At 48.7% G+C, this 13,257-nt stretch carries 14 protein-coding genes and 1 tRNA gene; 6 read left to right on the forward strand and 9 right to left on the reverse strand.

Features of this window, described 5'->3' with window-relative positions:
• Nucleotides 1–75 precede the first annotated feature (75 nt).
• From B5P39_RS06620 to lipA, 4 genes are all read left to right on the forward strand, one after another.
• Complete coding sequence (locus B5P39_RS06620) at nucleotides 76–1,251, forward strand: serine hydrolase (protein WP_011621779.1); 1,176 nt, start codon at nucleotides 76–78, stop codon at nucleotides 1,249–1,251.
• A 121-nt stretch (nucleotides 1,252–1,372) separates the two neighbouring features.
• Nucleotides 1,373–1,639, forward strand: coding sequence for a DUF493 family protein YbeD (gene ybeD, locus B5P39_RS06625; protein WP_011621778.1), 267 nt, complete (start codon nucleotides 1,373–1,375; stop codon nucleotides 1,637–1,639).
• Between the two features lie 92 nt (nucleotides 1,640–1,731).
• A complete protein-coding gene (gene lipB / locus B5P39_RS06630) occupies nucleotides 1,732–2,385 on the forward strand; it encodes a lipoyl(octanoyl) transferase LipB (RefSeq protein WP_088211133.1) in 654 nt (217 codons plus the stop codon).
• On the forward strand, nucleotides 2,382–3,347 hold the full coding sequence (gene lipA, locus B5P39_RS06635; protein ID WP_088210896.1) for a lipoyl synthase: 966 nt from the start codon (nucleotides 2,382–2,384) through the stop codon (nucleotides 3,345–3,347). The genes lipB and lipA overlap by 4 nt, the downstream gene beginning before the upstream one ends.
• A 67-nt stretch (nucleotides 3,348–3,414) precedes the next feature.
• On the opposite strand, the gene rimI is transcribed toward lipA, so the two are convergent.
• Entirely contained in the window at nucleotides 3,415–3,867 is a 453-nt protein-coding gene (rimI, locus tag B5P39_RS06640) for a ribosomal protein S18-alanine N-acetyltransferase (RefSeq protein ID WP_176399886.1), read from the reverse strand.
• Between the two features lie 97 nt (nucleotides 3,868–3,964).
• Nucleotides 3,965–4,315, reverse strand: a complete 351-nt coding sequence (locus B5P39_RS06645) for a DNA polymerase III subunit psi (protein ID WP_088210898.1) — start codon at nucleotides 4,313–4,315, stop codon at nucleotides 3,965–3,967.
• Nucleotides 4,316–4,544: 229 nt separating this feature from the next.
• Between B5P39_RS06645 and dpsA the strand changes: the two genes are divergently transcribed.
• On the forward strand, nucleotides 4,545–5,012 hold the full coding sequence (gene dpsA / locus B5P39_RS06650; protein ID WP_011621773.1) for a DNA starvation/stationary phase protection protein DpsA: 468 nt from the start codon (nucleotides 4,545–4,547) through the stop codon (nucleotides 5,010–5,012).
• A gap of 84 nt (nucleotides 5,013–5,096) precedes the next feature.
• Here the strand turns inward: dpsA and B5P39_RS06655 are convergent, their stop codons facing one another.
• The 7 genes from B5P39_RS06655 to B5P39_RS06685 form a co-directional block, all read right to left on the reverse strand.
• Nucleotides 5,097–6,302, reverse strand: coding sequence for a DUF1624 domain-containing protein (locus tag B5P39_RS06655; protein ID WP_176399875.1), 1,206 nt, complete (start codon nucleotides 6,300–6,302; stop codon nucleotides 5,097–5,099).
• Nucleotides 6,292–8,439 (reverse strand): TonB-dependent siderophore receptor, encoded by a 2,148-nt coding sequence (locus tag B5P39_RS06660; RefSeq protein ID WP_088210899.1) that lies wholly within the window; start codon nucleotides 8,437–8,439, stop codon nucleotides 6,292–6,294. The genes B5P39_RS06655 and B5P39_RS06660 overlap by 11 nt, the downstream gene beginning before the upstream one ends.
• 85 nt (nucleotides 8,440–8,524) lie before the next feature.
• The gene (locus B5P39_RS06665; RefSeq protein WP_176399876.1) at nucleotides 8,525–8,815 is read right to left on the reverse strand and encodes a DUF2946 domain-containing protein; all 291 of its coding nucleotides are present in this window, start codon (nucleotides 8,813–8,815) and stop codon (nucleotides 8,525–8,527) included.
• Nucleotides 8,816–8,973: 158 nt separating this feature from the next.
• Nucleotides 8,974–9,050: transfer RNA gene (locus tag B5P39_RS06670), tRNA-Trp, on the reverse strand.
• A gap of 307 nt (nucleotides 9,051–9,357) precedes the next feature.
• On the reverse strand, nucleotides 9,358–10,326 hold the full coding sequence (locus B5P39_RS06675) for a hypothetical protein (RefSeq protein ID WP_088210901.1): 969 nt from the start codon (nucleotides 10,324–10,326) through the stop codon (nucleotides 9,358–9,360).
• A 44-nt stretch (nucleotides 10,327–10,370) separates the two neighbouring features.
• Nucleotides 10,371–11,282, reverse strand: coding sequence for a 3'-5' exonuclease (locus tag B5P39_RS06680; RefSeq protein WP_088210902.1), 912 nt, complete (start codon nucleotides 11,280–11,282; stop codon nucleotides 10,371–10,373).
• Between the two features lie 104 nt (nucleotides 11,283–11,386).
• A complete protein-coding gene (locus tag B5P39_RS06685) occupies nucleotides 11,387–12,313 on the reverse strand; it encodes a DUF808 domain-containing protein (protein ID WP_088210903.1) in 927 nt (308 codons plus the stop codon).
• A gap of 282 nt (nucleotides 12,314–12,595) precedes the next feature.
• Here B5P39_RS06685 and rpiA point away from each other — a divergent pair, with 282 nt between their 5' ends.
• Nucleotides 12,596–13,255, forward strand: a complete 660-nt coding sequence (gene rpiA, locus B5P39_RS06690; RefSeq protein WP_011621766.1) for a ribose-5-phosphate isomerase RpiA — start codon at nucleotides 12,596–12,598, stop codon at nucleotides 13,253–13,255.
• Nucleotides 13,256–13,257 lie beyond the last annotated feature (2 nt).

A 13,257-nucleotide genomic window follows, 5' to 3' on the forward strand; every position in this document is an offset into this window, starting at 1 on the left:
TTTGTCGAAGGGTGGTATACTCGCGAAACTATTTTGCCTTTTCTTTCAATACAACCAAAAAGACGTGCTAAGTTAATGATGAATTTTGTAAAAAGTCCCATTAAAACATTGCTGCTAATTTCGAGTGTTTCTCTTCCTGTTTATGCTGCGCAGCCGATTGTTACCCCTGATGCACCTACAGTTGCCGCCAAGGCTTACGTCTTGATGGATTATTACTCGGGCCAAATCATTGCCGAAGAAAATGCCTACGAAAGCTTAAACCCAGCCAGCTTAACGAAGATGATGACCAGTTATGTGATTGGTCAAGAAATCAAAGCCGGTAACGTATCCCCTGATGATGATGTGACCATCAGTAAAAATGCGTGGTCGAAGAACTTCTCTGACTCATCAAAAATGTTCATCGAAGTGGGTAAAACCGTTAAGGTTTCCGACTTAAACCGCGGCATCATCATCCAATCGGGTAACGATGCCTGTGTGGCCATGGCCGAACACATTGCCGGCACCGAAGGCGCCTTCGTCGACATGATGAACTCATGGGCCAAGCAGCTTGGCATGCGTGACAGCTACTTCGAGAACTCCCACGGTTTAGACTCTGAAAACCACAAATCAACAGCCTACGACATGGCGTTATTAGGTGCTGCGCTTATCCGTGACGTGCCTGAAGAATACCGTGTCTACAGTGAAAAATATTATACCTTCAATGGTATCAAGCAATATAACCGCAACGGCCTGCTGTGGGATAACAGCATGAATGTCGACGGTATCAAAACCGGCCACACCTCTGGCGCAGGTTATAACTTAGTCGCATCTGCTACCAAAGACGGCATGCGTTTAATTTCAGTGGTAATGGGCACCCAGAGTGAAGCCGCCCGTAAAGCCGAAAGTAAAAAGCTGCTTACCTATGGTTTCCGCTTCTTCGAAACCGTCACCCCTTACAAGGCGGGCGACAGCTTCGTGACCCAACAAATTTGGTACGGCGATAAGAGCACTGTCGATTTAGGTGTAGCGACTGATACCCCAATCACCATCAGCCGTGGCCGCGCGAAAGACTTAAAAGCCAACTTCGAACTGACTAAGCCACTTGACGCACCACTGAAAAAAGGTGAAACCGTTGGCCGCTTATACTTCCAGTTAGATGGCAAAGATATTGCGCAATTCCCACTGGTTACCCTGCAAGAAGTCAACGAAGGCAGCTGGTTCAGCAAATTAGTTGATTACTTTAAGCAACTGTTTTCTGGTTGGTTTAGCTAATCCGAATCACAAAAACTAAGCCACCTTCGGGTGGCTTAGTTGTTTTTGGGGGAGTATCGCCCTTGAATCGGGTATAATCGTCACCATATATTTCCCATTAAAATGGTTATAGAGCACGACTATGTTAAACACGAAATTTGATGAACTCATGGAGTTCCCCTGCGCCTTCCCCTTCAAAGTGGTTGGCGATGCCCACGAAGCCCTGACCGACAGAGTCGTTGCCGTAGTGCAAAGACACGCGCCTGGTGATTATTCACCCACGGTTAAGGCCTCAAGCAAAGGTAGCTACTACTCAGTGACCATCCGCGTCACAGTGACCAGCAAAGATCATATTGAGACACTGTACACTGAGCTTGCCGGTATCGAAGGCGTACGCCGCGTACTATAAGTATTCCTCAAGGCCATGAAATGTGATCTGTCTTACATTTATGGTCAAGAGGCGTATAATAGCGCCACTCAATTCTAGGGGAGAGGTTGCCCTTGCAAGACACCACTTTGCATATTCGGCATCTGGGACAACAGGATTACGAGTCTGTGTGGCATGCGATGCAGCATTACACCGACACTCGTAACGGCGATAGCCCAGACGAGCTGTGGATCGTTGAACATCCAGCCGTATTTACCCAAGGCCAAGCAGGTAAAAGCGAACATATTTTGAATCCGGGTGATATTCCCGTGATCCAAGTGGATCGTGGCGGCCAAGTGACTTACCACGGGCCGGGACAATTAGTTGTCTACCCTCTCCTCGATATTAAACGCAGCAAGATTGGCGTCCGTCAGCTAGTGACCCACATCGAGCAAAGCATTATCGATATGCTCGCCAAATACGATATCAATGCCTACGCCAAGGCCGATGCGCCGGGCGTGTATGTGGATGAGCGCAAAGTCGCCTCTTTAGGGCTTCGCATTCGTAAAGGCTGCTCCTTCCACGGCTTAGCACTGAATGTCGATATGGATCTGGCGCCGTTTCGCCGCATTAACCCTTGCGGTTATGCCGGGCTTGAAATGGTGCAATGCAAGGAACTGGGCGGCCCACAAACCGTGATAGAAGCAGGCGACCAACTCATTATTACCCTTAGCCAACTATTGGGCTACCAACAACTAGTTCATCATCAAGGATTAGCAGCGTCATGAATAGGCCTGAACGTTTACAACCCGGAGTCAAATTAAGAGATGCCGATAAGGTCTCGCGCATTCCGGTTAAAATCGTGCCCTCTGAGCGCGAAACCATGTTACGCAAACCCGATTGGTTAAGGGTCAAACTGCCCGCTTCTAACCAACGCATTCTCGAGATCAAGCAAGCATTACGTTCGAATGGCCTGCACTCGGTCTGTGAAGAAGCTTCCTGTCCTAACTTGGCAGAATGCTTTAACCACGGCACCGCGACCTTTATGATTTTGGGCGCAATTTGTACTCGCCGCTGCCCATTCTGCGACGTGGCCCATGGCCGTCCATTGAAGCCTGATAGCGATGAGCCGGTCAAACTGGCACAAACCATTCGCGATATGAAGCTGAAATACGTGGTCATCACCTCGGTTGACCGCGATGACCTGCGTGATGGCGGTGCCCAGCACTTTGCCGACTGTATCCGTGAGATCCGTAAGCTCAATCCTGAAATTAAGATTGAGATCTTAGTGCCCGATTTCCGTGGTCGTATCGACGCAGCCCTCGACATTCTGTCGACAGAGCCGCCTGATGTGTTCAACCACAACCTCGAAACTGCGCCTATGCATTACCGCAAAGCGCGTCCGGGTGCGAACTATCAATGGTCACTCGACCTACTGAAGCGCTTTAAAGAGCGTCACCCTAATGTGCCGACAAAATCGGGACTGATGATGGGTCTAGGTGAAACCAACGAAGAAATCGCCCAAGTGCTGCGCGACTTACGTGAACACAAGGTGGAAATGTTGACCTTAGGCCAATATCTGCAACCGTCTAAGTTCCACCTGCCGGTTGAGCGTTACGTGTCACCAGCCGAGTTCGATGAGCTTAAAGTCCTTGCCGATGAGCTTGGCTTTACTCACGCCGCCTGTGGTCCATTAGTGCGTTCAAGCTACCATGCCGACCTGCAAGCTCAAGGTAAAGAAGTGAAGTAATCTTCGCTTTATTAATCCCATAAAAAAACAGCGCTAAAGCGCTGTTTTTTTATCCTCCTCTAAAACCTTAAGCCGTTTCGCTTAAGGCTAAATCCATCAAAATTGCATCTTCTTTGCCATCAGCCAAAGGGTAATAGCCTTTGCGACGACCGGTTTCGACAAAGCCCCGCTTCTGATAGAGCGCGCGTGCCGCAAGGTTTGATTCGCGAACCTCCAGCATCAGCACCACGGCCTTGGCAGCCTTAGCGCCGTCGATAACCGCCGTGAGTAGCTGATGCCCATAACCTCGCCCTTGTTGCGCTGGCGACAAACAAATATCCAGCAGTGTTGCCTCATCAACAATCTGCTGCACAATCGCAAAGCCGAGTAACTCGCCATCGCGTTGCATTAATCCAAGGACGCGGTACAAGTGGCCAAAACAATCGGCAAGATTATTCTCACTCATAGGATGGGAATGGGCGCTGGCTTCAATGCGCGCCATTTGGCTTACATCCGTTGGCGTCAGGAGCACAATTTGCAACGATTCACTAAGGGTCTTAAGGACTTGATGGCTCACGGGAAAATCCAAATTAAAAGGCAACTTAAGATAATGTATACAGGGTACGACCAATAGAGGCTTAGGCCGTTAATTGCTGTTCACGCCACTGGCAGATCTGCGCCCATAAGGCACGCTTTGCCTCACTGCGAGACAGTAAGTCCGCTAAGGGATCCGACACTAACCAAGCCACTCTGGGCCTAACCCTGTGGCGGCGTAAATCCCAGACGATGGTTTTGCCCTTATGTGGCTCAGTGTTGAACTCACAGTCGTCCTTACTGATGCCGATTAATCCCAGCACGGTTTCGAGTAAAGGCTCAGCGGCGGGCGTCATCTCGTCTGCATCCCAAACCACTTGACAAGGTCGCACTTTAGTATCGCGAAGCTGCCAGGGAGTAATCTCCATTGCGGCTAAATAGGCTGATTTATTCATGGGGTTATTGGGGTTTCATTAGGTTCTAACACAAGTACAAGGATACCAGCTAAATGGGCTGAATGTTATTGTCACGACGCAGGTCTCCATGCAAATCCATCCCAAAATCCCAATTAGGCTGCAAAGATTAATCTATAAATTCGATTTATAAAATCTATTTTAACCGCTTTAGATGTTTAGCTCATTTGATAAGCTATCTCCATTGAGTAGGACAATAGGAGGAATTTCCATGATTAACATCGGCATCAACCAGAGTCACAGAGAAGAAATCGCCGCTGGGTTAAATCAGTTATTGGCCGACAGCTACAGCCTTTACCTTAAGACCCACAGCTTCCACTGGAACGTCACAGGCCCCATGTTTACTAGCTTGCACTTATTGTTTGAACAGCAATATACCGAGCTTGCCTTAGCCGTCGATTTAATCGCCGAGCGAGTGCGCGCATTAGGCGCAAGGGCATTAGGTTCCTATTCGGCCTATGCCAAGTTGACTGAAATCCGTGAAGATCAAGGTGTCACTAAAGCCGAAACCATGATCCGTGAACTGTTAAGCGACCAAGAAGTAGTGATCAGAAACGCTCGTGCGCTCTATCCCTTGGTTAGCCAAGCTAACGATGAGGCAACGGCAGATTTACTCACCCAGCGCATCCAACTCCATGAGAAAAATGCGTGGATGTTACGTAGCTTATTAAGCGAATAACCCTTTCATCATCCCCAAGCCAAATGGCCGAGCAGTCACGCGCTCGGCCATTTTTATTGGACATTTATCGATGCTAAATTCTATTTAGAGATATTTAAGCCAAGCCTGCTGACACTGTCCTTTGTAACGGCTAAACCAGCGCACGGGATAATAGAGTAAAGGGATCAAGACTAAGCTTATCATCCATACCCACCCCATATGCGCTACGCCAAAAAGCTCGCCATGGTTTGCGCCAAATCCCCATTTAGCCAGCGAATACAGCAACAGCAGCACATATAAGTGCAAGATATAGAAGAACATAGGCACTGAGCCAAACACTGCTAACCTCTGCCCCATCCAACCTAATACTCTGCCTGTCGCAAAATAGCGCTCAAACACGACTAAGCCGTAGAACATCCCGCCCAAGGTCACCAACAAAAAACTGAGAGATGGCGGATACTTAGTTAGATTGAATACCGACATTAAGGTTTGGCCTAAGATATCGCCAAACTGCCAAGGCAGCGTCTCGCCGTAGAGATTGAATCCACGCAGCAAGCCAAACAGCACGATACAGCCAAGCCCTAACAGTATTAATTTTTGCTGACGCAGCCACGCATCTCCCCCTCGGCCAAAGACGGGGCCTGCTACATAGCCCAATAAAATCACGCCAATCCATGGTAGCGCTGGGTAACTTATCTTCAGCTTAAGCTCGCCCTCGGCAATCAAATAACCTCGGTCGTGCGATATCGTCCACAGACTATAGCCCCACTCGTCTGGCGTAAAATGAATAGGCGACAATAGGTTATGGCCAAAGATAATCAATAGCCCGAGTAATGCCATCCACAACCTTGGGAGGTTGATTAATGCCGCGAGGGCCAACATGCTCAGTCCTATCACCCAAATCACCTGCAACCACAGGGTGTGATAATTGCCCATCCATGAGAAATTAATCACCAGCACTTCGAGAGCGATTAAGAATAGTCCGCGCTTGATTAAAAACTCGCGCGCAGAACGCGGTTCGCCATAGCCACGATTGGCGTAAAGCCAAGCCGAAACCCCAGTTAAAAAGACGAAGACCGGCGCACAAAAGTGCGCCGCAAAACGGCTGACAAACAGCGCCCAGTTTGTAGTACTTAAATCCATAGGATCGCTCACCTGCATATGCAGGAAAAACCGCTCCCGCACATGGTCGAGCAACATAATCAACATCACTAAGCCGCGCATCATGTCGATGCTATTGATCCGCTGACGCCCTTGCAGTTTAGGCGCCACCAGCAAAGCCTCGGGTGTCACTGTGGTATTAGAATTCATAGCTAACACTCACTTTAACGTTACGTGGCTCACCCGGTACGGCCCACAGCGCCGAATAACTGCTGGCGATATAGTGCTCATCCAGCAGGTTATCGGCATTGAGCGCGAGACTTAGGTTTTCGCCAAGCCGAGTAGTGAAGAACATTCCAAGCAGCTGATAACTCGGTAATTGAAAACTTGGATCGGCCGAATCGCCCAAGCGTGAGTCCACATAACGCCAACTCAACCCTAAATGACCGTCAATAGAAAGATCATTTAAGTCCTGCTTGAGGATGACACTGCCCGAGTGTTTTGGCACATTGACCAGCGGACTCCCCACCGGAATTAACACGCCCCAATCCAGATTCAGGCTGTCGTTCGCCGTGCGGGTATTCAGGTAGGCATAGGACAAGGTCGCTTGTAAGCTCTCGGTCAACTCGGCCGCAATATCCAATTCAATTCCCGTGCTCTTAGCTTCGCCAAGGGTCGCCGAAAAGCCGACATTAACGGGATCTGAGGTCAAGATATTGCTCTTTTGCGCATCAAACCAAGCCAAACTGCCATTGACGGGTAGCTCAAACCAAGTGCTGTTGAACTTAACCCCTAACTCGACGGATTTGCTCTCCTCAGGCTCGAAGGGATTACCCGCATAATCAGTGCCTGAAAGCGGTAAAAAGCCTTCCGAATAGGAGCCGTAAACACTTAACGCCTCAGACCATTGATAAACTAATCCGACTTTTGGGCTGATCCTGTGATCGTTTTGTTTCGACAGACTCGCGTTCACCTGCTCTGCGATTTCTTGGGAATAACGATCAAACCTTAACCCTAAATGTAGTTTCCAGTGCTCGGATAACTCCAATTGGTCCTGTAAATAGGCGCCCCAGGCATCTTGAGTCTCTCGGTTTTCATACAGCAGACTGACCTCAGGCTGAACCGCGCCATATTGAGGCGCAAAAATATCGATTGCATAGGCGCCCTTCTGGCCTCGATAACGGTAGAGTCCCGTTTTTAGTCGATAATGATAGGCATCCGTTCCGAGCAGCAGATTGTGTCTTATGCTGCCAGTATCAAACTGGCCGCTGAGTTCGGCACGCACTGAATGGTCTTCAGAGGCGTAATCTCGATAGCGATGTTGCCGGGTCAGAGTACGGCCATCGTCATATAAGGATTGACGCCCCTTTGCTAATTCAGCATCCGATGAGTAGCCATTCAGACTCGAATCGCGATAGTTATAACCCGCGGTAAGCGACCAATCCTCATTTAATTCATACTCATAGGTAAGCTGATGCCCAGTCGCATCCACTTTAGTTGGCCCATCGTTGGGCTCGCCCAAGTAACGCGAACGGGGCACGGTATTAAAGTCGTTATTGAGCACTACTACGCCACGGTCAAATAACTGTTCTTGCCTAAGATATTCAACCTCATACAGGAGCGATGACTTATCCGACAATTGCCAGCGCAGCGATGGCGTGACAATTTTTTTATCGCTAAACACGTAATCGCGAAAACTGTCATGCTCCTGCCAAGCGCCATTGATCCTAAAGGCTAAGTTATCGGTCAGCCCCGAGGTAAAATCCCCTTCCAAACGATATTGTTCGAAACTCCCCGCGGACGCTTTTAAATAGCCCTGCGCCTCGTACTGCGGCTTTTTAGTCACAATATTCACAGTGCCGCCGGGCTCCGAGCGTCCATAAAGCGCCGAGCCCGGGCCTTTGAGGATTTCAACATAGGCCACGTTCGATAGGTCTCTATGGCCGCTAAAGCCTCGACCACCATTAAAACCATTGATTAAATAGCCCGATGGCATGTTTTCATTCCCAGGAAAGCCCCGTAACGAAAAACTATCCCATAACCCACCACCGTTATTTTGCCGCGCGACACTGGCGGAATAATCCAATAAGTCTTGAAAACGCGTCAGCCCAGTATCTTTAATCAGTTGCTCATCCAGCACAGTAATTGCCTGGGGCAACTCAGTCGCTGGCACATTGCCGCGGTATGCCTGACGATAATGAATGCTTAAACGCTCGATATCGTCATTAAGTCCAGTGGTATCAGTTGGCATAGCCTCGGCGGCCAATAGGGGAACACTCGCATCCAACGCCAATAACGCCACGCCCAGCACGAATGCCGAGCGCTTGTGGCTCATATAAACAGCCATTTTTTACTCCAAAAATAAACAGCATCGGGCACCTTGGTTAAGCCAAGGCGCTCGAAAAATAAGAGAAATAGATAAAAAGCAGGAGTTAGGCTGTTAGCGGCGGCGCACGGCTATGAAAGTGGCGCCTAAATGGCGTCTTAAAGGAAATAACATCAAACTCAACCGAGATAACGCCCTGTTGAGTAACTTGAAAATCTAGCGGAGAGTATGAGATGGCATGCTGCAATTGGTGCTGATGCAAACACAGCGCGCAATGGGCCTTGGTATCATCATTGAGGTGGGAAACACTGTGCACCGCAAACGCAACAGACAGCAACACTAAGATGGCTGCAAGCCATAGTGCTAATCTGCGCCTTGTTTGCATCACAGAACCCAAACCATACATCCTCAAACCAAAGGGCTTGCGATTGTATGTTAGCTCCTACGAAAGTTGCAAATACCTTTACTTAACAAATGTAAGCAAATGCGCAGGGAAATTTTATCGCGCGCAAAATAAAACGGCTCGCATATTTCTATGCAAGCCGTTGTTTTATTTGGCAGGGGTGGCAGGACTCGAACCCGCAACCATCGGTTTTGGAGACCGCTGTTCTACCAATTGGAACTACACCCCTGTTGACGTGGGGCATTATGCTAAAAGCACTCTCAAAGGTAAAGGACTTTTTATGACAAACTTAATTAACTGAGGAATTTTCAAACAAGTTTTGCATCTACTGTTGATTTAATTGGCATAAAGCTGAAAAAGTCGGCATTTACGCTTAGTACTGTATGTGTAAAACCTACTGACTATGAAGTAAATATTGAAACCTAATACCCTGCCTATGGCACAGAAACTCACAAAAGAGTCGTGAAAATTCCTTAAAAGATGAATTAAAGCGCAACGTGTACCACGCACTCGCGACCAAATCCCATCACGGATGGTTAATCATCAAGGGTTGAGATAAAAATTCGCCGCAAATCATTGTCCCAAAGCTGGATAATTTTGCGGGTCTTATCCTTATTCCAAAAACACTTGCCAAACAGGATAAGCCCTGCGCCCTCTAAATCCCGTTTATCTTCGATATTAAAGCGCTTAAACAGTTTAGTTTTGACGCCCTCAATAGGAATACCTATGTCTTTACTGTCGGCGGGATTAAGCCAAGATAAGGTCGGGTCGCTGTGGGAGATAGTGCCCCAGTACATATGGGGTTTATTATCTGTAGGATCCGCATCGGCAAAATTCACAAACAAATTCTTCGCCCGCCAGCGGTACTTACGCTCATCATCGGTGTAAACCCAAAGATCCGAAGTCGCCAGATCCGAGCCACGCAGCAGGCTATGGAGTAACTTTTCTAGCCCTTGGCTCGGAGTACGCTTTGCCGTGATGGCTATCTCGGGCTTATCGGCCGCCACCTGATAGCCAGCTTTAGGCTCCTGCACTGACTCTAATGGCTCGGTCTTATTTGCAGTTTTACTTTTGGACCCAACCTCTTGCTCTTGGGGAGCGTTCACTTTGAGCGTTGAGTTATAGGGTCTCTTGTTACTGGGATTGAGCGAAAAATCGATAACCAAGGCATCGGCGTCGAGCAGTTGTTGCTGCACTTCGAGGGCATCTTGTTCTTCACGGGACTTTTGCGCCGACGGATTAAATTCGATGCAATCGAGCTTATGGTAACGGGAGCCAAAACAGGCAGCCTTACCATCCTTAGATGCTTTACGAAAATAGGCTTTGCCGTAGCAGGCGGGGCAATATAAATGCTGGCGCAAACGCTCAATCTCAGCCTCGGGTAACTGCTGAAACTTGAACACACTGTAGGTGACACTGGTCTGCGCATTAGGGTTGAGTCGTAGTGGCGACGAAGCCTGTTCTGCCGCAGTCTCGGTTGTAAGTACACAAATCGCATCCAACATCGCTCGTCCCCCTAATCCTTATCTTCGCGAGCTTATCTTAAGTCTTAAGCCGGATGAAAATAGCTTGCTAGTCGTGCGGCTAAACTCGGCGGCAATAAGGGTTTATTGCCGACAGTCGTTTTGCCATAAAAACCTTGCAGCTTGTCGATTAACTGCCAAAAACACAGGTTTGCCGCCAATGCATCGAGGGCGGCGTACTGAACTTGCGCTTGGGATAAAGGCACCTGTTGCCAATTCGAGAGGGTAATTTTTTTAGGCTTATCGATGCGTTTATGCAGTAATACCGCCACCAATTGCCGCGTGCCCATTTCCTTCCCAGCACCAAGCTGCGCCATAGCCCAATTCAAATCGAGTCGTGGGGATACCTGAATATCCCAATCCCGTTTCAGTGCTTGGCCATCGCCCCTTAATCCAATCCCCACTTTGAGGATCTGCTCATTTTCCAGCAACGGTTTAAGTTCGGCGAGCCTCTCACCCAATACCGCCTGCTGAAATAAATAGCAGGTATCGGAGGTCGCTAGTTGCACTAAGCTCAAGGGATGTTGAACGCCCGGCTCAAAGCTTGCCCGCGTTTCGGTATCAAACCCCAGTACGGATTCACGGCTAAGTTGTTGTAATGCGGTGGCAAGCTTATCGAGCGTGACTAATTCAACATGCATTTCAACCCGCATTTCCTCCCGTATTTCGCCCCTTATATCCACCAGCGACAGTGGCGTAAGATTTGCCAGCTCGGCATCAGTTAATCGCGTGGTTAAGGCAAGCTTCTGCTGAAACCATTGGAACTTTAGTTGCGAATCGGCTGCCGATAAGTCCCCCGCTTGGGATTCGGCTAACCCAGCTAGATAGTGACTCCCTGCTTTATCCATCGCCGCGATAAGCTCATCGGCGTGTTCACCTAATTCCTGACGCAGCCAAGCCAACTTATTGGGAGAAAGGCAATAACGCATTAATTGCATACTTCGTCCTTGAGCGCTGAAATACTCGCAGCAAGCACCTTGGTACTCGCGCAACTCGGGTTAGCTGACTCAATAATGGCCAGCAATAAAGGATGAAAAATGGATCAACTCCGCAGCTTTTGGAATCCCGTCATCAGTAGTACCGCCACTGCGCCCGCTGCAATACCAAAGAGCGCGTTGAGCACACTCGGCGTCAGTAACCCAAGTACAGGGCCGACAACGGCAATGGTTTCCACAAATTGCTCGGCATGGTGAATTTGCTCGCCAACCCAATGTAATCCATGGGTCAGAATGCCGCAGCCCACCATAAACATGGCGGCAGTACCAATAATGGTTAAGCTCTTCATCAACACGGGGGCCGCGCTGAGCAAGCCAAAACCCAACTTACGATTAAAGCGAGTAAAACTCGATTCGCCCTGACGCTGGCTCAAATACAGACCCGCATCGTCCATTTTGACAATCGCCGCCACCAGACCATAAACACCTATAGTCATCACAATACCGATAATCGCGAGGGTGAAAAATTGTGTCGTTAGCGACTTGTCCGCGACTATGCCTAAAGTGATGGCGATAATTTCTGCCGACAACACAAAGTCGGTGCGAATTGCGCCCTTCACCTTTTCCTTCTCATAGGCCGCGAGATCGCTTATCTCGGGTAAGTCAGATTCGGTCTGCTCCGCATGTTTGTCTTTGCGATGACTATAGCTGTGGTGTAATTTCTCAAAGCCTTCAAAACATAAAAACAAGCCGCCGAACATCAATAAGGGGGTCACCGCCCAAGGAATAAAGGCGCTGATCAACATAGCCGCGGGCACTAAAATCAATTTATTGCGAAATGAGCCTAAGGCGACCGCCCAAACCACGGGTAATTCACGGTCAGCACTCACACCCGTGACTTGCTGGGCGTTTAAGGCCAAATCGTCCCCTAATACCCCAGCGGTTTTCTTGGCCGCGACCTTACTCATTACCGCCACGTCATCCAATATGGACGCAATATCATCGAGTAAGGTTAATAAACTCGCCCCTGCCATACATGCTCCCTTAAATAAATAATGCTGTTTTTATCAATTCTGCTTTTGCCATAGTAACTTAGTTAGATTAAGCCCGCCTAGCGAATCGTCAATAGCGAAATGGGCTTTATCTTAGGCGCATCACTTATTTTAACGAGTTCGCTGAGTGATTAAATCTGTAAGCACTGTAAACAGGACACTGCACGAGATCACAGCTACAGTGCAATAGCACCACACACTTTGATGGAAAAGAGTATACTAAGCCCAGAATTTTTTACTCATTTGCCATTACAGGATGTCAACATGACTCAAGATGAAATGAAAAAAGCCGCAGGCTGGGCTGCTCTCAAATACGTTGAGAAAGACAGCATTGTGGGTGTAGGCACTGGCTCAACCGTCAATCACTTTATCGATGCCCTCGCCACCATGAAGGCCGATATTGAAGGTGCGGTATCAAGCTCTGAAGCCTCAACCCAAAAGATGAAAGCCCTTGGCATCCCCGTTTATGACTTAAACAGCGTCGATAAATTATCTGTGTATGTCGATGGTGCCGATGAAATCAACGGCCATATGGACATGATCAAAGGCGGCGGCGCGGCATTAACCCGCGAGAAAATCGTTGCGGCTGTGGCTGAAAAGTTTGTCTGTATCGTGGATAACACTAAACAAGTGGATATTTTGGGTGAATTCCCACTGCCCGTTGAAGTGATCCCAATGGCGCGCTCTTACGTGGCCCGTGAACTGGTCAAACTCGGCGGTGACCCTGTGTACCGTGAAGGCGTTGTCACGGATAACGGCAACGTGATCCTCGACGTTTACAACCTTAAGATCATCAATCCTAAGGAATTAGAAGAGAAGATCAACGCCATCGTCGGCGTAGTGACCAACGGCCTGTTCGCGAAACGCGGCGCCGATGTGTTACTGGTTGGCACCCCTGAAGGCGTGAAAACCTTTACCGCTTAAGG

Source organism: Shewanella sp. Shew256 (assembly GCF_002196695.1).
In the GTDB taxonomy this organism is placed as follows: domain Bacteria; phylum Pseudomonadota; class Gammaproteobacteria; order Enterobacterales; family Shewanellaceae; genus Shewanella; species Shewanella mangrovisoli.